The organism is Anaerozeibacter quisquiliarum (genome assembly GCF_051162045.1).
Classification (GTDB): Bacteria; Bacillota; Clostridia; order Christensenellales; family Aristaeellaceae; genus Anaerozeibacter; species Anaerozeibacter quisquiliarum.
Map to the genome: position 1 here is coordinate 1 of NZ_JBISDI010000010.1, position 20,965 is coordinate 20,965.

A 20,965-nucleotide genomic window follows, 5' to 3' on the forward strand; every position below is an offset into this window, starting at 1 on the left:
GAAGGACGCCGCAAACCCGTCTTTGGCATTGGGGCCGCCGGCGCATGCCCCGCGCCTCGCGTGGGCAAAATAAGGGTATGGACATGGACAGGCTGCGCCAAATAGGCAGGCGGATGATTCCGGCGGGGGCGGCGGTGCTGATTTGCCTGTTCCTTCCGGGGCAGGTGGCGCTGGCGCTTCAATTGATCTTGAGCGGCGCGGCCATTTGCTTTGTGCTGCGTCCGCTGGCCAGGCGCCTCGCGCGCCACATGCGCCCGGCCACCGCGGCCATCCTGAGCGTGGTGCTGGTGCTGCTCGCGGTCGCCGCGCTGGCCGTGGTGGCGCTGCCGGCGCTCTTTCGCCAACTCATGGAGTTGATCGCGCAGTCGGGGCGCCTTCTCGACGCCGGGCGGGGGCTGATCGACCGGTTCGGCGCGCGAATGCGCGGCATGGGCATGAACGTACCGGAGCCGGGGGCGATCGACCTTTCGGCGCTGACCGGCCATATGGGTGACATCGTGGGCGGCACGGCGCTGGTCGCGGGCTCCGTCGCTTCAGGCGGTACGCGCGCCGTGCTCAGCGTCATGCTGGGCGCGTACTTCCTGATCGATTACGACAGCCTGATGCTGCAGGTCGAGCTGATGATCCCCTCGCGCGCGCGGCGGATCGTTTTGCGCATGGCGGGAGAGGCCGGGCGGGGGCTCAGGCGTTACCTGCGCGGACAGCTGACGGTGGCGCTGATCGTCGGGCTGCTGACCTCCACGGGGCTGTGGCTGATCGGCGTCAAGTCGCCGCTGGTACTGGGCGCGGTCATAGGACTGACCAATCTGGTGCCCTACTTCGGCCCGATCATCGGCGGCGTGCCCGCGGTGCTGACCGCGCTGTCTCAGGACCTGATTACGGCGCTGATGGCGGTGGCTGTGCTGTTCATCGTGCAGCAGATCGACGGCATCGTGATTAGCCCCCGCGTCATGAGCGGCGTCACGGGACTGCCGCCCTATGTGATGCTGCTGGCGCTGGCCGTGGGCGGCAGCGGTTGGGGTTTTGTCGGCATGCTGCTGGCGCTGCCGGTCGTGGTGATTGTTAGAATTTGCTTTAGAGTGTGGGCGACGCGCAACGAAGTCATTGAAAAACCGCCCGACGTGTAGTATAATGGGGCAGGACAGGATTTTGTCCCAGGAGGGCGGTGCGTCATGAGTAGCAGATTTGGCGAGACGAGCAGGTTTTCCCTGCCGTCTGATTCGAGTGAGCCGGCGGAGGAGATCATCCTGTCGGTCTACCAGGCGCTCAAGGCCAAGGGACACGACCCGATCATGCAAATCGTCGGCTACATCATCTCGGGTGACCCGACGTACATCACCAGCTACAACAACGCCCGGTCGCTGATCAAGCGGCTCGAGCGCGACGAGATCCTCGAGGAGCTGGTGCGCTTCTACATCGAGGAGCACGTGAAGGAATGAAGCGGGTGCTGGCCCTGGACGTGGGGGAAAAGCGCATCGGTGTGGCGGTGTCCGACCCGCTGGGCCTGACTGCGCAGGGGGTGGAGACGATCTTCACCAAGGGCTCGCAGCGCGACTGTGCGCGCATTGTGGAACTGGCGGCGCAGTACGAGACCGACCGCGTGGTGGTGGGCCTGCCGCGCTCGATGGACGGAAGCTGCGGGTTTCAGGCCGAGCGTGTGCGCGCGTTCGCCGCAGGCCTTACGCAACACGGACTGACGCTCAAGTGGCAGGACGAACGGTTGACCAGCGCGTCGGCGACGCGCACGCTGATCGAGGGCAACGTCCGGCGCGACAAGCGCAAACAGGTGATCGACAAACTGGCCGCCACCTATATCTTGCAGGCATTCTTGGATGCGGGCGGCTGGGATGGGAATCGCTGACCCATTCTGACGTCGGCTGGCGGGCGCTTTTCCGCCCGTTCATCCCTGCCGAAGCCTTGACGTAGCGCTGCTGCGCCTGCGGTTTCGCAAGGGACAATCGGGCGAAAACCCCCCTCGCCAGCCAATGCGCGAACGGGTCGGCGATCCCCAACCAATAGTGGAGGAAAAGACGATGGAAGACGGATTCATGGAAGGCAACCCGATCGTGGAGCTGATCGACGAGGACGGCAAGACGGTGCGCTTCGAGCATGTGTACACGGTGCCTCACGAGGGCGACGAGTATGTGCTGCTCTCGCCGATCGACGACGTGGACGGCGTGGGCGAGGACGAGGTGATTATCATGCGCATCGAGCCCGGCGAGGAAGACGACGCCTACGTGGGCATCGAGGACGAGGCGCTGCTCGAGACGGTATTCGAGAAATACCTCGAATTGGCCGAGGCGGATGAAGAAACCGACGAGGCGAACGAGGACGAGTGATAGGAAGAAGGAGCACCGAGAAGGGCGCTCCTTTTTGCCTCTCGTTGGCTTGATATGGGCGAATCTATGCCTCCGCGACGCCGCAAAAGCGTAAATCGTCCGGCGTTATTTCACATTCGTTCAGGAGCATTTGCTTCAGGTAATCGACGCGCTGGGGGCAGTCCCTCAAGGTTCGTTGCCTCAGCCGGCAAATAACAACCCGTCGAATACCTCGTCGCTGGACAGCGCCTTGTCGCCGACCAGCACCGACCAGTCTTCGATCTTCAGCCAGCCGGAGATGTTCCCGTCCGGGGTGGACGCCTGGACGTTCAGCCACTCGCGGTCGTCCGAGCCGGTCAGGATGACGGTCTCGCCGCTTTGCACGGTGTGCGCCGCATCGGCGTTGGTGGGCGACGTGAGCAGCGTAAGCTGGAGCTTGGCCTTGACGACCGTGCCCATCGGGTAGATGGCGCGCGGTACCTCGGCCACCCGGACATCCTGAATGGGTTCGCCGTCGTCATCCCACGCATAGGTGCGCGCGATGACGAAGTCGGCGGGGCGGAACCAGGTTTGCAGCGCGCGGGCGCGCACCAGGCCGGTGAACTGGCTGCCTTGGATGCAGATGCTCTCCGGCGCGGTGGGGACTTCACCGACATAGCTCAGCCGAGCGCCGGCGTAGCGGTAAATGTAGCTGACATTCCAGTCGCTCGGGCCCACCTCGGGCACCAGCAGGAACGCCTCCCCCGGGTAACCGCCGGCGCCCAGGCGCATGGCGTAGAGCTGGCCGGTCAGGTACCCCTCGCCCGACAGCTGCTGGCCGTTGACCTTCAGCGTATAGGGCCCCACATCCCCATCCTCGTTGATGGCGGTCTCAAACTCGATCGTCTCGGTCGCGCCGTCCTGATCCAGGTCGATCGCGTCGCCGCTCTTGATCGCCCGGATGACGGCATCGCCCAGCGTCACGGTCTCGCCCAACGCCGTGGGGGCGACCATGACAGAAGCCAGCAAAAGCGCCATAACCAATCGGATTGCCCTATTCATAAACAGCGCTCACCTCCTGCCGATTAGACAAAATTTGCCTGCGGCGGGTTCCGCAAAACAAGGCATTATTCCCCTAAAAATTCTTCGAACTTGCGGATGCTTTCGTGCTTACCGACCACAACGATCATGTCGCCCTCGTGCAGCGTGAGGTTTGGCTGGATCTCTGTGATGATGTTGCCGTCGTGGGCCAGCGTGACGATGTTGATGCCGAACCGGCCGCGCAGGTTGCTCCCCACGACCGTCGCGCCTTCGAGCCGTTCCGTCAGCCGGATCTCGCTGATTTCCACGTTGCCGCCGAGCGTGATGTACTCCATCATGTTGGGCATTGCCAGGTGCTTGGCCACGCGCACCGCCATTTCGCGCTCGGGATAGATCACCTCCGCGCCCAGCTTTTCCAGCACCATGCCGTGTTCGGCGTTGATCGCCTTGGCCAGCACGCGCTTGACGCCCATCTGAATCACGTTGAGCGTCGTCAGGATGCTTACGTCCACCGCCTCGCCGATGCACACGATCACCGTGTCGCAGTTGCGGATACCCACCTCCTGCAGCGCGTCCTGGTTCAGCGTACCCACGGTAAACGCGTTGTCGGTGAACTGCGCGGCGTGGCGGATCTTGGCCTCGTTGTTGTCGACGACCAGGATATCCTTGCCCAGTTCCGCCAGGGTTTGTGTGAGCGCGAGCCCAAACCGGCCGAGGCCAATGATGCCGAACAACTCGTCGTCTCGTTTCTTTGCCATGATCGATTGCTCCTTTATAATGACATAATGATTTGGTCATCCGACCGCCAGCGATTCCTCGGCATAGGAGATTTCGGAGGGGACCTTCACGGCCCACAGGCAGGCGACGCTTAAGGGGCCCAACCGCCCGATGTACATGGTGACCACCAGGAAGAACTTCGACAGCGGCGTGAGGTTCGGCGTGATGCCGGTCGACAGTCCCACCGTGCCAAAGGCCGACACCGTCTCAAACAGCAGCGCCAGAAAGCCGGTCTTCGGCTCCAGCACGCACAGCAGGAAGGTCACGATCAGCACCAGCGCCAGCGCCAGCAGCGTAATCAGGCTGGCCTTGCCGATGATGTCGCGCGGCAGCTTGCGCTTGAATGCGGTGGGATGATCGCCGGTCGAGCTGGCCCAGACACTGCGCAGCAGCACGTAGAACGTGGTGGTCTTGATGCCGCCGCCCGTCGAGCCGGGCGATGCGCCGATGAACATCAGCACGGTGAGCACGAGCAGCCCCGCGTTCGTGTACGCGGACAGCGGCCCGACCGAGAAGCCGGCCGTGCGCGCCGACACGCTGTAGAAGAAGGCCTCGAGCCAAGAGACGCCGTCGGTCAGCACGATCAGCACCGTGCCGATCGCGAGCAAGGCAAAGGTGACCGTCAGCACCACCTTGGCGTGCAGACTCAGCCGGTCGCCGCGCTTTTTGCGAATCAATTCGCGGATTACCATGAATCCGAGTCCGCCGAAGACGATCAGCCCCGAGGTGGTCAGCAATAGCAGCGGGTCGCCCGCGTAGGGCGACAGGCTGCGAAGCCCGCCCAGAATGTCAAACCCCGAGTTGTTGAACGCCGCGACCGAGTGGAACACCGCGATGCCCAGCGCGTCCCAGAGCGGGTAATCGCGCGAGAACACGATGAAGCTGAGCGCCGCGCCGATCAACTCAAAGGACAGCGTCACCTTGAGCACCGATTTCACCAGCCCCACGATGCCGCGCAGCGTGTCCTGGTTATAGGATTCCTTGATAAACGTGCGCTCGCGCAGGTTGACCTTGCCCTTTGCCATCGCGATCAGCCCTACGCCGAGCGAGGTCACGCCCAGCCCGCCCATCTGGATCAGCAGCGCGACCACCGTGCGCCCGAACAGCGTAAAAGTGTCGGCGGTGTCCACCGCGATCAGCCCGGTCACGCATACCGCGCTGGTCGAGGTGAACAGCGCGTCGATGAACGCGACATCTACGCCTGGATTGCGGGCGATCGGAAGCATCAACAGCCCTGCGCCCAGCAGAATGGCGAGCGCGAAGCTGAGCGCGATCACCTGACCGGGCGCGAGTTTCCTTGGTTTCATAAGAATTCCCTTTCCGGGCGGGCAGATGTCCGCCTCAATTACCCCCATCATTCTATGAATCGGCGGGTTAATTGTCAAGCACATCGGCACGCAATCGGAAAATGTATGAGAACTGAATGGCTTGAATCGAATGGTCATATGAAGCAAACTGAAATTACAATGGCGTCAAAAGATGGGCAAAATCGGTAAATGATGCCCAAATTGCGCTTGACAGCGGAACGGCTGCACGGTAAAATGCGGTAAGTATTGGTAAAGTCAATGTGTGAGGGGGATTCTGAATGGTGGCAAAGCATCGGGGTGTGCGGTTGTGTGCGTTTGTGCTGGCGTTGTGCCTGATGATCGGCTTTGCGGCGTCCGCGTCGGCGGCTGTCCTGGGCACGCTGCCCGCGGGGGGCGGGGTTGTCGGGCAGGCCGACGCATCCGAGGCAACGGGCGCACAGCCCAAGTACACGACCCGGTTGGCGCCCCCCAAGCGGTTGGAGCTCAAGGTGGGAGAGATCAAGCGGGTGAAACTCAAGTTCAAGTACAAGATCGTGCCCGATCCGATCATTTGCGCCTTGGATCGCGAGGACCGGGTGGGATGCGTCGTCGTCAACGACAATTTGTTTGTGTTCGGCAAGGATAACGGCACGACGGTGTTGACCCTGTCGTCGGGCGTCATCATGACCACCACGAACATCACCGTCAAGGACATGCCGGTGACGGGCATTACGCTGAGCGGCAATGCGCTGAAAATGAATCAGTACGAGGCATTCAATTTGAACACCGCGGTCATACCGAACTCTGAATTCCGCAACGTCAAGTGGAGCACCGACGCGAAGAGCGTCGCCAGTTTGACAAACGGCATCGTCACCGCCAGAAAGCCGGGCACCGCGGTCCTCACCGCCAAGACGCGCAAGGGCGGTAAGCTGGTGGGCAGCGTGTTGGTCATCGTATCGTAAGGTTCCGGTTGCATACGGAATTATTAACTTGCGCGCCGCGGCGGGGCATGCTATGATTATCGTTAACGGCTGAGACGAAGAAGAGTAGCCGATCCGCCCCCGACAGAGACGCGCGCCGCCGGCTGAAAGCGCGCGGGGGAAGGCCGATCGGTGAAGTTCGCTTCCGAGCCGCCCGGTTGAACGTCAAGTAGATCGGGCCGGGGTCACCTCCGTTATTTGGGTGAGAGGCTTTATCCGCGCGTCTGCGCGCGGCCGAGCGAATCTTGGGTGGTACAGCGAGCGCGGCTCGCCCCGATGAAGGGGCGGGCCGTAAGTTTTGGAGGGAATCGCATGAGGGAATTATTGGAAGGCATTCGCGCGCGGGCGCTGGAGCGGCTCTCTTCGGTGCCGGACACCGGCATGCTCGAGCAGCTGCGGGTGGAAATGCTGGGCAAAAAGGGCGAGCTGACGGCGATCTTGCGCGGCATGGGCGCGCTGCCGGCGGCCGAGCGCCCGGCGATGGGGCAGGTGGTCAACGAGGTGCGCGCGGCGATCGAATCGGCGATCGAGGCGTGCAGACGCCGCCTGGAAAGCGCCGAGCAGCAGGCGCGGCTCGCGGACGAGGCGATCGACGTGACGCTGCCGGGCCGCGCGCGCTCGGCCGGCTCGCTGCATCCGATGAACATCGTGCTCAGCGACATACTCGACGTGTTCACCGGCATGGGCTTCGAGGTGGTCGAGGGGCCGGAGGTGGAGTACGACCGCTATAACTTCGAGCTGATGAACATGCCCCGACACCATCCGGCGCGCGACGCGCAGGACACGTTCTACATCGACGACAACGTGGTGCTGCGCACGCATACCTCGCCGGTTCAGGCGCGCATCATGACCACGCGCAAGCCGCCGATTCGCGTCGTGTGCCCCGGGCGCGTCTACCGCGCGGACGAGGTGGACGCCACCCATTCGCCGGTGTTCCATCAGGTCGAGGGGCTGGTGGTGGACGAGCGCGTCTCGATCGGCGACCTCAAGGGCACGCTCGACATGTTCGCGCGGCGGCTCTACGGCGAGGGCGTCGCCACGCGGTTCCGCCCGTCGTTCTTCCCGTTCACCGAGCCGTCGGCCGAGGTCGATCTGACCTGCGCCGCCTGCCGGGGCGCGGGCTGCCGGATGTGCAAGGGCACCGGCTGGATCGAGGTGTTGGGCGCGGGCATGGTCAACCCCAAGGTGCTCGACATGTGCGGCATCGATTCCAAGCGGTACACCGGCTTCGCTTTCGGCATGGGCGTCGAGCGGCTGGCGATCCTGCGCTACAACGTGCCCGACATGCGCTACCTGTACGAAAACGACATCCGGTTCCTCAAGCAGTTCCGGTAGGGGGTGGATAGAGTATGAAAGCACCGCTCAATTGGCTCAGGGAGTATGTGGACATCGATATGGACGCCGAGGTTTACGCCGGCAGGATGGTCATGACCGGTACCGGCGTCGAGGGCGTCGAAGACGTCGCCGAGTTCGAGAACGTGGTCGTAGGCCGTGTGCTCAGCTGCGAGGCGCATGAAAATTCCGACCATCTGCACGTGTGCATGGTGGATGTGGGCGGGGAAGAGGCGCTGCAAATCGTGTGCGGCGCGCCCAATGTGGCAAAGGGACAGCTGGTGCCGGTGGCGCTCGAGGGCGCGAAACTGCCCGGCGGCCACGTGATCCGGCGCGGCAAGCTGCGCGGCGTCCAGTCGCGCGGCATGATCTGCTCGGGCCCGGAGCTGAACGTGCCCGAGGCGCTGTACCCGCACGTCGGCGACGCGGGGATTCTGGTGTTCCGGGAGGAACACGCGCCCGGCACCGACGCGAGGGTTGCGCTGGGCCTCGACGGCCAGGTCGTCGATTTCGAGATCCTGGCCAACCGGCCCGACCTGCTGTCGATCTGGGGGCTGGCGCGCGAGACGGCGGCGGTGCTGGACGAGCATTGCCTGATGCCGGAGATCGCGGTGGAGGCAGCGGGCGCGCGTACCTTTTCCGAACTCGCCACCGTGCGCGTCGAGGACGATCAGCTGTGCCCGCGCTACTGCGCGCGCGTGATCGATAACGTCAAGATCGGTCCGTCGCCTCTGTGGATGCGCCGCCACCTGCACGCCGCGGGCGTGCGCCCGATCAACAACATCGTGGACATCACCAACTACGTGATGCTCGAGACCGGCCACCCGATGCACGCGTTCGACATGGACAAGGTCGCGGGCCGCACGATCGTGGTGCGCCGCGCGCGGCCGGGCGAAGCGCTGACCACGCTCGACGGCAAGGCGCATGTGCTGACAGGCGACATGCTGGTGATCGCCGACGCCGAGCGGGCGACGGGCCTTGCCGGCATCATGGGCGGCGAGGAATCCGAAATCGCCGAGGGCACGAAAACCGTGCTGTTCGAGTGCGCCGCGTTCGACCGCACGGGCACCCGGCTGACCGCGAGGGCGCTGGGCATCCGCACCGAGGCCTCGGCCCGGTTTGAGAAGGGCGTGTGCGCGGACACCGCCATGGAGGCGATCGAGCGCGCCTGCATGCTGGTGAACATGCTGGAATGCGGCACCGTCGCGCCCGGCGCGTTCGACCATTATCGAAATCCCGCGCCCGCGCGCATGATCGACGCGAGCGTTCGGCGCATCAACGCGCTGATCTCCGCAGATCTTACGGGCGAGCAGATGGAGGACCTGCTCGCTCGGCTGGACATCGACGCTACATGCGCCGGCGACGAGCTGACGGCCGAGCCGCCCGCGCGGCGCGGCGACATCGAGTCCGAGGCCGACCTGGCCGAGGAAATCCTGCGCCTGAACGGCTACGAGCACATCCCGTCCACGCTGATGCAGGGGCGTACGTGCGCGGGCACGCGCTCGGAAGGCCAGCGCTTCGCCGACCGAATCAAGCGCGCGCTTGTCGGCATGGGCTGGTTCGAGGCGATGTCGTTCTCGTTCATCAGCCCGCGCTTGGTTCCGCTTTTGAACCTGCCCGCCGACGATAAACGGCTCAGCCCGGTGAAGCTGCGCAATCCGCTCGGCGAGGACACCTCGGTGATGCGCACCTCGCTCGTGCCGTCGATGCTTCAAAGCCTGGTCGTCAACATGAGCCGCGGCGCGGGCGAGGTGAAGCTGTTCGAGCTCGCGCCGGTGTTCGAGCCGACCAAGCCCGGCGAGCTGCCGCGCGAGCGCAAGACGCTGTGCCTGGGGCTGTACGGCGAGGACGCCGACTTCTACGCGCTGCGCGACGCCTGCGTGTGGATGATGCAGACGATCGGACAGGTGCCCTCGTTCGCGCCCGGCGGCGACGGCTACTACCATCCGGGCCGCAAGGCGATCGCATCGTGCGCGGGCGAGGTCATCGGGCAGTTGGGCGAAATCCACCCCGACGTGGCCGCGGCGTTCGATGCCGAAGGCAAGCGGCTGTACGTGATGGAACTCGACGCCGAGCGGCTGATGGCCGCCCAGCGCCCGATTGCCGAGGTCCAAGCGCTGCCCCGATTCCCGGCGGTCAGCCGCGACCTGGCGCTGACGACGGACGAGGCGACCCCCGTGGGCCCGCTGATGGAGGCCATCCGCCGCGCGGCCGGGGCCGAGCTCGAGGATATTCAGCTGTTTGACATCTACCGCGGCGCGCAGCTGGGCCGCGGTGTCAAGAGCGCGGCGTTCGCGCTGACCTTCCGCGCCGCCGACCGTACGCTGACCGAGGCCGAGATCAACGAGCGCGTGGAGAAGGTGCTGGCCGCGGCGCAGGCGCTGGGCGCGCGGCTGCGCGGATAATACACAAGAGGAAGTATCGCAGATGGCACATCATACGTTTTATCCCAAGGGCGTTTGCTCGACGCAGATCGACTGCGACATCGAGGACGGGCGCGTATACAACCTGACCTACAAGCAGGGCTGCAACGGCAACCTGCAGGCGGTCGGCAAGCTGTGCGAGGGGCGCACCGTGGAGGAATTGGTTAAGCTGCTCGACGGCATCCGATGCGGGCAGAAGGCCACCTCGTGCAGCGACCAGCTCGCGAAGGCGCTGGGGACTAAGCTGACCGGCTGAGTCAGCGGGCATAGGGGGCTTAAGCGCCGGGAGCCCATTCCCCTCCGAGGAGGGGAATGGGGAAGGCTGTAGCATCTTATCTTGACGCTACAGCCTTTTTTTGCAGTACTTAGAATTGTCCAGCGGCGCGGGGAACGGGGGAACGTGCCTTCAGGGGCCAAGGGCTTCGCCCCTGGCCCCTGCCAATCGCTCACGCGGGGAAGACGCCGCGGCCGCTCGGAGGCTCCTTACAATTATACGCCCTTGCGCTCGTTCTTGAGCTTCTCGCCGAGCGTCTGGTTCGTGGTGCGCACGTGGCCCTTGAGCGGCACGATCTTGGCGTCGATGGCGTCGAGGATCCAGCTCGCCTGCGGGAAGAACGCGTCTTCGAGCTCGTGCGCGGGCGTGATCCAGTTGCGCGAAGCCACCACGACCGGCGGCGCGTCGAGTTCGTCGAACGCCATCTCGGTCACCTGGCGCGCCACCTCGCTTGCGAACGAGCCGCGCTCGCAAGCGTCGGTCACAATCACCAGACGGCCGGTCTTCTTGACCGATTCGATCACGGTCTCGTAATCGAACGGCACCAGCGTGCGTGCGTCGATCACCTCGGCTTCGAGGCCGTACTTGGCCTTAAGCTCGTCGGCGGCCGCGATCGCACGGTAGAGCACCGCGCCGAAGGTGAGGATCGTCACGTCCGCGCCCGCGCGCTTTATGTCCGCCTTGCCGAACGGGATTTCGTAGTACTCCGCCGGCACGCCGCCCTCATGGAACAGCTCGCCCACGTCGTAGATGCGCTGGCTTTCGAAGAACACCACCGGATCGGTGCCTGCGAGAGACGTCGCCATCAGGCCCTTGGCGTCGTAGGGGGTGGCGGGGAAGGCCACCTTGAGCCCGGGCACGTGCGCGGTCAGGCTGGTCCAGTCCTGAGAATGCTGCGCTCCGTACTTCGAGCCGACCGACACGCGCAGCGTGAGCGGCATGCGGATGACGTTCGCCGACATAGCCTGCCACTTGGACATCTGGTTGAACACCTCGTCGCCCGCGCAGCCTAGGAAGTCGCAGTACATCAGCTCCACCAGCGCGCGGCCGCCGGCCATGGCGTAGCCCACGCCGCTGCCCACGATCGCCGATTCGCTGATCGGGGAGTTGAACAGCCGGTGGTATGGCAGCGCCTCGGTCAGGCCCCGGTACACCGCGAACGCACCGCCCCAGTCGCGCACGTCTTCGCCGTACCCGACGAGCGTCGGGTCCTTGTAGAAGCGGTCGATGATCGCCTCGAACAGGCCGTCGCGCAGCTGGTAAACCTTGTTCTTGGAGACCGGCTTGCCGTCCTGGGTCAGACCGAAGCGCTCCTTCTTGGCGATGGCTTGGACGCGCGGGTTCTCCTCAAGCGGCATCAGCACGTCGCTCTGCGCATCCGAGAACGCCTCGACATGGCCGTTCGAGAACATCATGTCGGCGATCTGGTCGGGGTTCTTATTGAGGTCCATGCGCGGCGACACGCTGTCGTCGATCGCCAGCTTGAAGTTACCGAAGATGGCCGCGCGCACGGAATTCACGATCTGATCGAGCTCGGCTTCCTTGGCGACGCCGGCTTCGAGGATGTCGGCGCGGAACGCGAGAATCGGGTCCTGCGCTTCCCAGGCCGCGATCTCCTCCTTGGTGCGATAGCTCGACGAATCGGACGGGCTGTGCCCCGACAGGCGGTAGGTCAGCACGTCCAGCAGCACCGGGCCCTCGCCGCGCAGGAGGATCTGCTTCTTGCGGCTATAGGCCTCGATCACGGCCAGCGGGTTCCAGCCGTCCACGCGTTCGGCGTGCATCTGGTTGGGGTTGAAGCCCGCGCCCAGGCGCGCCAGCACGTCGTAGGCCATGGTCTCGCCGTTGGTCTGGCCGCCCATGCCGTACTGGTTGTTGAAGATGTTGAACAGCACCGGCAGCCCGCCGCGCATGCCCTCGTCCCAGAGCTGCGTCAGCTGGCCCATGCCCGACATGTTGAGCGCCTCGAGCACCGGGCCGCGGCCCAGCGCGCCGTCGCCGATGTTGGCGACCACGATGCCCTTTTTGCGGTTGACGCGCTTGTACAGCGCCGCGCCCATCGCGATCGTCCCGCTGCCGCCCACAAGCGCGTTGTTGGGGTAGATGCCGAACGGCGTGAAGAAGGTGTGCATCGAGCCGCCGAGGCCGCGGTTGAAGCCGGTTTCGCGCGCGAAGATCTCCGCCATCGCACCGTAGATCAAAAAGTCGATCGCCAGCGCCTTGACGCTGTCATGCTGCTGCTTCTCCACCACGCGCAGCGTGTTGCCGCCGAGGAAGTCCTTCATGACCGTCATGAGCTCTTCATCGGGCAGTTTCTCGATCGCGCTCAGGCCCTTGGCCAGGATGTCGCAATGGCTGCGGTGGGAGCCGAAGATCAGGTCGTTTGCGTCCAGGTGGAACGCCTCGCCCACCGCGCTGGCTTCCTGGCCGATGCCCAGATGCGCCGGGCCCGGATGGTTGTAGTTAACGCCGTTGTATTCGCCGGTGGTCTTGATAAGATGGATCATGGTCTCGAACTCGCGCAGGAACAGCATGTCGCGGTAGATCGTCAGAAACTGCTCGCGCGTGAAGTTATTGAGCTCGTCTTTCACCGTCTTTTGGTAGACGTTGACCGGGATGTCCTGGAATTTTACGGAGCCGCTCCTCCGCATTACGCTTGGGTCAATGAACAGCTGCTTGGACATGGTATTACTCCTTATCTATCCTTTAGTCGGCAAATTCCCAAATCACTTCGCGGATGATCTCGCTGACGGTCGGGTGGGGGAAGATGATCTCCTTGGCGTCGGTCACGCGCAGCTCGAGTTCGATCATCGCGGCCGCGCCCCAGATGATCTCGGAGGCGTAGGAGCCGATCATGTGTACGCCGATGACGTTGCGGTGCTGCTTGTTGACGAGCACCTTGCACAGCCCGTCCTCGCCCTCGTTCTCGGCCACAAACCGGCCCGCGTAGCGCATCGACAGCCTCTTGACCTCATAATCGATGCCCGCCTCGCGCGCGCCCTCTTCGGTATAGCCGACGCCCGCGACCTCGGGCTTCGTGTAGATCACCGACGGGTTGGCCGCGTAGCGCATCACGTCGCGCTTGCCCAGCATCGTGTTTACGGCTACCTCGCTCTCGCGGTAGGCGGTGTGCGCCAGCATGTGGTGGCCGTTGACGTCGCCGGCGGCGTATACGTTCTCGACATTGGTGCGGCAGCGCCCGTCGGTGACGATGCCCGCGCGCGTGGTCTCGACGCCGATCGAGTCCAGCCCCAGCGCGGCGAAATCGGCGCGGCGGCCGATCGAGCACAGCACCGCATCGGCGGGTACTTCGAGGGCCTGCCCGTCCGCGCCCTCGCAGAGCACCTTCCCTTCGCCGACGCCGGTGACCTTGGTAGACAGCAGGAAATTGACGCCCTTTTTGCCGTATTCCCTGAGCAGAATATCGCGGATCTCGCCGTCGGTCGGGCCGGCGATGTGATCGAGCATCTCGATCACGGTGACCTGCGCCCCGGCGGTGTTGTAGTAGGCCGCCATTTCCAGGCCGATCACGCCGCCGCCGATGATGACGAACGACTTCGGCACTTCCTTGAGCTCGAGCACCTCGCGGTTGGTGAGCACGAAGCCGCGCTCGTAGCCCTCCACAAGGCCGGGGATCGGCGGCATGACCGGCACGGAGCCGGCGGCGATCAGGAGCCGCGTCGCTTCGTAAGCCTGGCCGCCCGCTTCCACCCGGAAGCCGCCCGGCACGCGCCCTTGAATCGTCGCGCGCTCCTTGACCACGGTGACGCCCGCGCCCTTGAGCTTGGCGCCGACGCCCGCGACCAGCGTGCGCACCACCTTGGCGCGGCGCTTCACGACTGCGGCGTGGTCGAGCGTGACGTTTTCCGCCTTGACGCCGTAGGCGGCGCCGTGCGCGGCGTATTCGTAAACCTTGGCCGAGTGCAGCAGCGCCTTGCTCGGGATGCAGCCTTCGTTCAGGCACACGCCGCCGAGCGATTTCATCTCAAACAGGCAAGTTGAAAGCCCGCCGTGCGCGGCGCGCTCGGCCGCCAGGTAGCCGGCGGGACCGCCGCCGATGACGATCAGGTCGAACATATTACAGCCTCCTTAACGCCAATTCCGCACATCCTCGCATCGTCGCGTCGGGTCTTTTCCCGTCGCTTTGGATGCGATAATGTGCTCCATCGGCTCTACTTCGCCAGCAGCAGCGTGAAATTCTCGAGGTTGTGCTTCAAATCCTTCAGGAAGCGCGATGCCGGCGCGCCGTCGAGCGCGCGGTGGTCGTAGGTCAGCGACAAATTCATCGCCGGGTAGAAGACCGGCTGGCTGTTCACCAGCTTGACCTTTGTCTCGATCGTGCATACGCCCAGGATGCCGGTCTGCGGCGGGTTGATGACCGGCGTGAACGACTCGACGCCCAGCGCGCCCAGGTTCGACACCGTGAACGTGCCGCCGGTCAGCAGGTCGGGGTTGATCGAGCCGGCCTGACAGGCCTTCGCAAGATGCTTGGCCTCGGCCGACAGCGCGGCCAGGCTCAGTTTGTCGGCTCCGAAGATCGTGGGCACCATGAGCCCGCGCTCGGTGTCGATCGCCACGCCCAGGTTGACCTGACGGAAGTAGCGCATGGTCTTGCCGTCGTCCTCCAGATGAGCGTTGAGCGCGCGGTGCTCGGGTTGGGCAAGTGTGCGCGCCACCGCGTACAGCACGATGTCGTTGAGCGTGATGGAAGCAAGGCCCAGCGCCTCGCCCCTGTCCTTGAACGACTTGCGCAGCGCCTGGATGTCGGTGGCGTCGAAGTGCATGTTGTGGGTCAGCTGCGCCATCGACGCAAGCGACGCGCTCATCGACTTGGCGATCACCTTGCGCATGTTGCTCATCGGCTCGGTGTAACTGTCGTCCGCCGGTACGGCGGGTGCGGTCGTCTGGGCGACCGGCGCGGCTTCGCCCGCGCGGCTGACGTCGGCGAGCGTCACGCGCCCGCCGAGGCCGGTGCCCTGCGCGCCGCCGGCGTAGAGAGCGCGCGCGGCCGGGGTGACCACCTGCCCGCGTTCGACGAGCGCCTGCACGTCGCGCGCGATCACCCGCCCGTCGGGGCCGGTGGGGGCAACCTGCGAAAGATCCGCGCCGGTGCGCTCGGCGAGCGCCTTGGCGCGCGGGGATATTTTCCCGAGGTCATGGGCAATCGCCGCTGCATCCAACGTTTGCATGGGCGCGGCCTGGGTTGCCGGAGCCGGAGCCTCGGTCGCGGGGGCCGGGGCGGCGCCTATGGAAGCGCCGAACATACTCACGTCCTCGCCGGCTTCGCCGATCACGCACATGTTGGCCAACACGGGCACGTCGTCGCCCTCCTGGAAAAAGGCGACAAGCAGCGTACCCGCCACCTTCGACTCCTCCTCAAAGGCCGCCTTGTCGGTTTCGTACGAGAACAAGATGTCGCCGACGGCGACTGCGTCGCCCGGCTTCTTCATCCACTTGGTCACGATACAGCTTTCCACCGTGTTGCCCTGGCGGGGCATGATAACTGGTACCGCCATACGCATCCTCCTTGGACGTGCACGCACGTGTATTATATGATTATTGTAGCCCAAGGCGCGCTGCGCTTCAATCTTTGCACACAATTTTATCCCCAAATTAAACGTAGTTAACAAACCGAGGAGAAAAAACCGAACCACTTGCCAAGCATTGAAAGAACGATTATAATTGGGGAAACATTGGGGGGTAAGGCGGATGGCGATACGCAACTCGGCCAAGGCGATTGTGGTGCGGGAGGGGAAGATCCTGCTCAACCGGTGCCGCTCCCGGTTCGGGCTGTATTACGCGCTGCCCGGCGGCGGGCAGAAGGTGGGGGAGACGCTCGACGAGGCGATCCGGCGCGAGTTGCTCGAGGAAACCGGGCTGTGCGTCCTGCCCTTGCGGATGGCGGGCGTCTATGAGCAGGTGACGGCCCGGCGCGACGGCGGACCCGACCACAAGCTGTACTTCCTGTTCCTGTGCCAGCTGGCCGACGCCGAGCGCAAAAAACCCACCGAGCGCGACGCCTACCAGCTGTCGAGCGAGTGGGTGGACCTGCAAGACGCGGTGAACGGCCGGCTGTTCCCGCGCGCGGTGCGCGACAACCTGCTGCGCATGATCTACGGCGATTCGACCTACTTCTTAGGCTCGGCGCGCAAGGGCGGGTAGATGGAAAGCGAGGCGCTGTGGCATCTTCTGCCACAGCGCCTCGCGCGCTCTATCCCTCCAGCAGCGCGCGGTGGGTCGTCGCGCCGATGTGCGCGGGGTCGGCGGCGAGAACTTGGTCGTAGAATGCCCGCGCGCGCTCCGTGTTGCCCAGGCCGTGGTGGCCCAGCGCGATCAGGTAGGCGCAGTGCGCGCGGTTGCAGGCATCCAGGTCCTCCTCGAAGATTTGCAGATTGGGCAGCGACACCGCGAAGTATTCGATGCGCATGTCGTCGAAGATGTGCGCCTCGCCGTAGTCGATCAACCGGTTGAAGCGCGCCTTGGCCTGACGGGTTAGGCCCATCTTTTCGAACGCCAGCCCCTGATAGAAGATCATGTCGGCGGGCTGGTCGTTGTAGTACATCATGCCGGAGGGTTCCATATCGCCCTGGGTCGCGGCCAACCAGTGCGCCCGCGCCGCCTTGCTGTCGCCCTGTGTCTCGCAGACGCAGCCCAGCAGGTAGTGGATGTTCACGTCCTTCGCGCCCTCGAGCTTGCCCTCACCCAGGTTTTCCGGGAAGACGAGCGCGCGCCGGAGCGCGTCCCCGGCGGCGTCCCAATCGCCCGCGCGCATCGACGCGCGCGCCAACTGCACGAGCGCGTGTGCGTACTGCGCCGTGACCTTGCCCTCGCCGCCCTCCCAGGGATGGAAATTGCGCCCCGAGAGCATGTCCAGCGCTTCCGCATGGCGGCCCAACACATTGAGCAGCGTTACATATTCCACGTACAGGTCGTCGCGCGCAAGCGCGGTATCGCGGTGCGCAGCGAGGAAACCGAGCCGATCGGCGGGCGGCATGCCGTTCACGCGGTGCAACTGGTCGAGCTCCAGCAGCACGCGCGCGTCCGACGGGTCGAGCTCGAAGGCACGCGCCATCGCCTCGGCGGCGTGCGCCGGATTGCGGTCCTTGTTGAAGTAGCAAAGCGCCAGGTTACGCCACACGGTCGGGAACGAGCCGTCCAGCGCACAGCTTTTCTCCCACAGCGCCTTCGCCTCGCCGTAGCGCTTGCAATCGTACAGGAGGTTCGCGAGGTAGTAGGGCGCGGCGGCGTCCTCGGGCCGCGTGGACATGGCGAATTCGAGCACCGAGATATCGTCGAGGTGGTTGGGGAACACGTACGACCGGTCGCAGCGCTCGGCGTCGTCGAGAGCACGCGCGGACAGCGCGCGGTCGCCGACGCGCGCAAAGTAGGCCGCCCGGTAGTACTGGACGAGCGGGTCTGCGGCGTCCGCGCGGCCCAGCACCGCGAGCGCGCGGGCGAAATCCCCGGCTTCGGCAAAATCGCGTGCGCAGCCCATCAGCGCATGGGTGGGATTGGACATCAGCGCGGTGGTGGCCGAACCGTCTTTGCCGCCGAGCGATTCGAGCAGCCAGCGCGACGCGAAGTCGAACGGATCGATCGCGAGGCTTTCTGTCAGCCACGCTTCGGCGGCCGGGTCGCCGGCATCGGCCATCAGCGCGCCCTGAAGCGCGCGCGCCTTGATGTTATGGGCGTTCTTGACCAGCGCGCGGTCGACGAACGCGCGCGCCTGGCTGCACTCGCCGCGGCGCGCGGCGATGACCGCCAGGTAGTAAAAGGCCATCTCCTGCTGGGCGCCGCTCCACGTCGCCTTGTAGAAGGCGTCGAACGCCGGGTCGAACTGTTCTTGATAGAAGCGCGCCAGCCCCAGGTTGTAGTAGGCCTCGCCGTCGTAGGGGTTGGGGTTGCGCTCGGTCAGCCGCTGGACGGCGCTCTCAAAGCAAGCCGCCGCGCGCGCGAACAGGCCCCGGCGCAGTAGCAGCAGGCCGTAGGCGTTGTTGACGCGGCTGTCCAGCGGGTCGCGCTTCAAGGCTTCCAGATAGTACGGGTCGGGCGCGCAGGTGGCGTGGCGGTACTGCTCGAGGTGCAGCGCAGTCAGCAGCAGTTCCTCGTTGGTGCGGATGTGCTCGGGCGGCTCGGCGGGCTTGGCCGGGGCGGGTCTTTGCTCGATGCGCGCCTCACGCGGCGTGTACGCGAGCATCAGCCGCCCGTCCGAGGCGTACACGCTGAGCGTCAATTCGTGCTCGGCGGCATCGCCCGCGTCCACCGTGCGTTCAAGCATCGCCGTGGGGGACAGCTCGCCGGTCCACGAAAACAACTGCTCGCCGCGCCGCGTCAGCACTACGCGCGCATCCTCGTAGCGGGCGGTGGCGTAGACGCACAGCCGGGCCTGTCCACCGGCGAGTTCGAGACATAGCGCCGCTTCGACGCTGGCATTTTTGACCTCGCCAACCTGCTTGTAAGGCATGAAGTACTGCGTAAAGCACTTCTCCTCAAACGGCCTCATCCAGGTGAAGTCGGGCTGGTTGTCGGTGAATACGCCGGTCATCAGCTCGATGTAGGGGCCGTTTTCGTCGGTCAAATTGCGATCCCAGGCCCGGCCGAAATCGCCCGAGCCCCAGGTCCACTGCTTCTTGCCCGGCGCTATATGGTGGTCGGCGATGTGCAGGATGCCGGCCTGCCGTCCGTGATCGTAGCCGCCGACGAAGTCGTAATCCGAATGGTATGCCATGTAGGAGGTGGGTACCGGGATGTTCTTGTACCGCGAAATGTCCACGCCTTCGCCGTAATCGTGTTTATAGTACACGCCGGTCGCCATTGGGAATCGCGAGACCGCGCGTTTTCCGTGATCCATGACCGCGTTCACGTCGGGCGGGAAGATGGACTGGGTGTCGTCGTTCACCGCCACGGCCGGGTTGGCCCACCACAGAAAGGTCTGCGGCAGCGGCGTGCGGTTGTAGAGCTGGCCGCGAATCTCGAGGTAGGCCGCATGGGGGTAGAGTGTAAAGCTGGCCATGCCCTTGGTGCCGTACATACGGTCGACCTCGCTGATGTGCACGGTCTTGCTGCCGTCCGGGTTTTCACAGATGGCGTAGTCGGTGGGGGAGAACGTGGTGGGCCGGTGGTGCTGCGGCCAGTTGAACTCGATGCCGCCGCTGATCCAGGGGCCGGTTAAGCCGACCAGCGCGGGCTTGATGACCTCATTGTGGTAGACGAAGTCGTAGCCGTTGGTCTTATCGAACGCGCGCTGCACGCGTCCGCCGAGCTCGGGCAGCAGCATGATGCGTAGGTAGTCGTTTTCGAGAAACACCGCGCGGTAAGAGCGGTCTTTCTTCTCGTCCATGATCTTGTCGATAACCGGCAGCGGGTACACCTTGCCGGAGCTGCCTTGGTACACGCGCTTTTCCAGAAACATGGGGTTCTTGTCCGGCCGTCCCACGCCGTAGGTCGGGATGACCACGTCCTGTTCCCAGACTTTGACCTCCGCATGCTGCATGCGCCGCACCTCCATCCGATAAGTTCCATGCTGATTACGTCCATTCTACCATGAAGCCAGGCGGGCATGTTGGTTCCGATTGCCAAGTTCTTTTGATTTCCTGCGCAGTTGTGCCGGGTGAAATAAAGCGCAATTGACAGACGCGCCGATTGTTGGTATGCTTTAGCTGGTTTTTCGATTGTGCTTTCTTGCGCCCGTATGTTGGGAGGGCCGCCGATGAAGATCCATGAGCCGGGCGTGCTGTCCGCCTCCGACGTGTACTTTCACACCGCCAGCGAGGCGGCTAGGCGCATGTACTTCTACCTGCGCTGCACCGGGCATTACCATTGCGACGGGCAATACGCCGTCAACCGGCAGAGCTACGACAGCTTCTTGCTGCTGTACGTGGCGCGCGGGAAGGGTTACGCCTACCTGGAGGGCCGGCGCGCGGAGCTCAGCGAGGGGCACATGGTGCTGCTCGACTGCTTCGCGCCACACCGCTATGGCACGGAATCGAGCTGGGAGATCTACTGGATCCATTTTGGCGGCCCCACCGCGCGCGACTACTACAACGCGATCGTGCAAAACCGCAACCAGCTAATCCTACCGGTCAACCCCTATGCCGCCGCGCGTGATTTGGAGCGCATCTTTGCGATGTTTCACCGCGACCGGTGCGCGGTCGAGCCGCTGATTTCGAAGTACGTCACCGCGCTGCTGACCGAGTTCGTCCTCTACAGCGGCAAGCAGCGGACACCGGGGCAGGCGAGCACGATCGATCAGGTGCTGGCCTACATCGCGGACAACGTCGAAAGGCCGCTGACGCTCGCGGACATGGCGCAAAAGGCGGCACTCAGCCCCTATCATTTCGCGCGCGTGTTCAAGCGCGAGACCGGTCACACGCCACACGAATACCTGACGATCGCGCGGGTCAACACGGCCAAATTCTACCTGAAGACCACCGCGCTGCCGGCCAAGGAGATCGCGTACCGCTGTGGCTTTTCGAGCGAGTGCAATTTCTCGACCGTATTCAAGCGCATCACCGGCACCACCCCGCTGCGCTACCGCAACAGCGGGACGATATAG

17 protein-coding genes are annotated in these 20,965 nt (G+C 64.5%); 10 read left to right on the forward strand and 7 right to left on the reverse strand.

The features are described 5' to 3' along the window. Positions 1–83: 83 nt before the first annotated feature. The 4 genes from ACH6CV_RS05840 (at position 84) to ACH6CV_RS05855 (ending at position 2,339) form a co-directional block, all read left to right on the forward strand. Positions 84–1,127, forward strand: coding sequence for an AI-2E family transporter (locus ACH6CV_RS05840; protein ID WP_456357237.1), 1,044 nt, complete (start codon positions 84–86; stop codon positions 1,125–1,127). 45 nt (positions 1,128–1,172) lie between these two features. Then, positions 1,173–1,439 carry an IreB family regulatory phosphoprotein gene (locus ACH6CV_RS05845; RefSeq protein WP_456357238.1) on the forward strand — a complete coding sequence of 89 codons (267 nt, stop codon included), beginning with the start codon at positions 1,173–1,175 and terminating at the stop codon, positions 1,437–1,439. Beyond that, positions 1,436–1,861: a Holliday junction resolvase RuvX gene (gene ruvX, locus ACH6CV_RS05850; RefSeq protein WP_456357239.1), complete on the forward strand. Its 426-nt coding sequence runs from the start codon at positions 1,436–1,438 to the stop codon at positions 1,859–1,861. The genes ACH6CV_RS05845 and ruvX overlap by 4 nt, the downstream gene beginning before the upstream one ends. 172 nt (positions 1,862–2,033) lie before the next feature. Further along, positions 2,034–2,339, forward strand: a complete 306-nt coding sequence (locus ACH6CV_RS05855) for a DUF1292 domain-containing protein (RefSeq protein WP_456357240.1) — start codon at positions 2,034–2,036, stop codon at positions 2,337–2,339. A 180-nt stretch (positions 2,340–2,519) separates the two neighbouring features. On the opposite strand, the gene ACH6CV_RS05860 is transcribed toward ACH6CV_RS05855, so the two are convergent. The 3 genes from ACH6CV_RS05860 to ACH6CV_RS05870 form a co-directional block, all read right to left on the reverse strand. Further along, a complete protein-coding gene (locus ACH6CV_RS05860; RefSeq protein WP_456357241.1) occupies positions 2,520–3,359 on the reverse strand; it encodes a hypothetical protein in 840 nt (279 codons plus the stop codon). 65 nt (positions 3,360–3,424) lie between these two features. After that, positions 3,425–4,096, reverse strand: coding sequence for a potassium channel family protein (locus ACH6CV_RS05865; RefSeq protein WP_456357242.1), 672 nt, complete (start codon positions 4,094–4,096; stop codon positions 3,425–3,427). A 36-nt stretch (positions 4,097–4,132) separates the two neighbouring features. Next, on the reverse strand, positions 4,133–5,422 hold the full coding sequence (locus ACH6CV_RS05870) for a TrkH family potassium uptake protein (protein WP_456357243.1): 1,290 nt from the start codon (positions 5,420–5,422) through the stop codon (positions 4,133–4,135). Positions 5,423–5,700: 278 nt separating this feature from the next. Between ACH6CV_RS05870 and ACH6CV_RS05875 the strand changes: the two genes are divergently transcribed. The 4 genes from ACH6CV_RS05875 to ACH6CV_RS05890 all read left to right on the forward strand — a co-directional run bounded on the left by ACH6CV_RS05875 (position 5,701) and on the right by ACH6CV_RS05890 (position 10,392). Continuing rightward, complete coding sequence (locus ACH6CV_RS05875; protein WP_456357244.1) at positions 5,701–6,363, forward strand: Ig-like domain-containing protein; 663 nt, start codon at positions 5,701–5,703, stop codon at positions 6,361–6,363. A 330-nt stretch (positions 6,364–6,693) separates the two neighbouring features. Further along, positions 6,694–7,716: a phenylalanine--tRNA ligase subunit alpha gene (gene pheS, locus ACH6CV_RS05880; RefSeq protein WP_456357245.1), complete on the forward strand. Its 1,023-nt coding sequence runs from the start codon at positions 6,694–6,696 to the stop codon at positions 7,714–7,716. Between the two features lie 14 nt (positions 7,717–7,730). Continuing rightward, positions 7,731–10,118 (forward strand): phenylalanine--tRNA ligase subunit beta, encoded by a 2,388-nt coding sequence (pheT, locus tag ACH6CV_RS05885; RefSeq protein ID WP_456357246.1) that lies wholly within the window; start codon positions 7,731–7,733, stop codon positions 10,116–10,118. 22 nt (positions 10,119–10,140) lie between these two features. Beyond that, entirely contained in the window at positions 10,141–10,392 is a 252-nt protein-coding gene (locus tag ACH6CV_RS05890; RefSeq protein ID WP_456357247.1) for a TIGR03905 family TSCPD domain-containing protein, read from the forward strand. A 233-nt stretch (positions 10,393–10,625) separates the two neighbouring features. Here ACH6CV_RS05890 and ACH6CV_RS05895 read toward each other — a convergent pair whose 3' ends face one another. The 3 genes from ACH6CV_RS05895 to ACH6CV_RS05905 all read right to left on the reverse strand — a co-directional run bounded on the left by ACH6CV_RS05895 (position 10,626) and on the right by ACH6CV_RS05905 (position 15,926). After that, positions 10,626–13,094 (reverse strand): alpha-ketoacid dehydrogenase subunit alpha/beta, encoded by a 2,469-nt coding sequence (locus tag ACH6CV_RS05895; protein WP_456357248.1) that lies wholly within the window; start codon positions 13,092–13,094, stop codon positions 10,626–10,628. A gap of 22 nt (positions 13,095–13,116) precedes the next feature. Then, positions 13,117–14,487 (reverse strand): dihydrolipoyl dehydrogenase, encoded by a 1,371-nt coding sequence (gene lpdA, locus ACH6CV_RS05900; RefSeq protein ID WP_456357249.1) that lies wholly within the window; start codon positions 14,485–14,487, stop codon positions 13,117–13,119. Positions 14,488–14,582: 95 nt separating this feature from the next. Further along, positions 14,583–15,926, reverse strand: coding sequence for a dihydrolipoamide acetyltransferase family protein (locus ACH6CV_RS05905; protein WP_456357250.1), 1,344 nt, complete (start codon positions 15,924–15,926; stop codon positions 14,583–14,585). A gap of 193 nt (positions 15,927–16,119) precedes the next feature. Here ACH6CV_RS05905 and ACH6CV_RS05910 point away from each other — a divergent pair, with 193 nt between their 5' ends. Next, positions 16,120–16,572, forward strand: a complete 453-nt coding sequence (locus tag ACH6CV_RS05910) for an NUDIX domain-containing protein (protein WP_456357251.1) — start codon at positions 16,120–16,122, stop codon at positions 16,570–16,572. Positions 16,573–16,621: 49 nt separating this feature from the next. Here the strand turns inward: ACH6CV_RS05910 and ACH6CV_RS05915 are convergent, their stop codons facing one another. Beyond that, positions 16,622–19,903, reverse strand: coding sequence for a DUF5107 domain-containing protein (locus ACH6CV_RS05915; RefSeq protein WP_456357252.1), 3,282 nt, complete (start codon positions 19,901–19,903; stop codon positions 16,622–16,624). Between the two features lie 216 nt (positions 19,904–20,119). Here ACH6CV_RS05915 and ACH6CV_RS05920 point away from each other — a divergent pair, with 216 nt between their 5' ends. Next, positions 20,120–20,965: a helix-turn-helix domain-containing protein gene (locus ACH6CV_RS05920; RefSeq protein ID WP_456357253.1), complete on the forward strand. Its 846-nt coding sequence runs from the start codon at positions 20,120–20,122 to the stop codon at positions 20,963–20,965.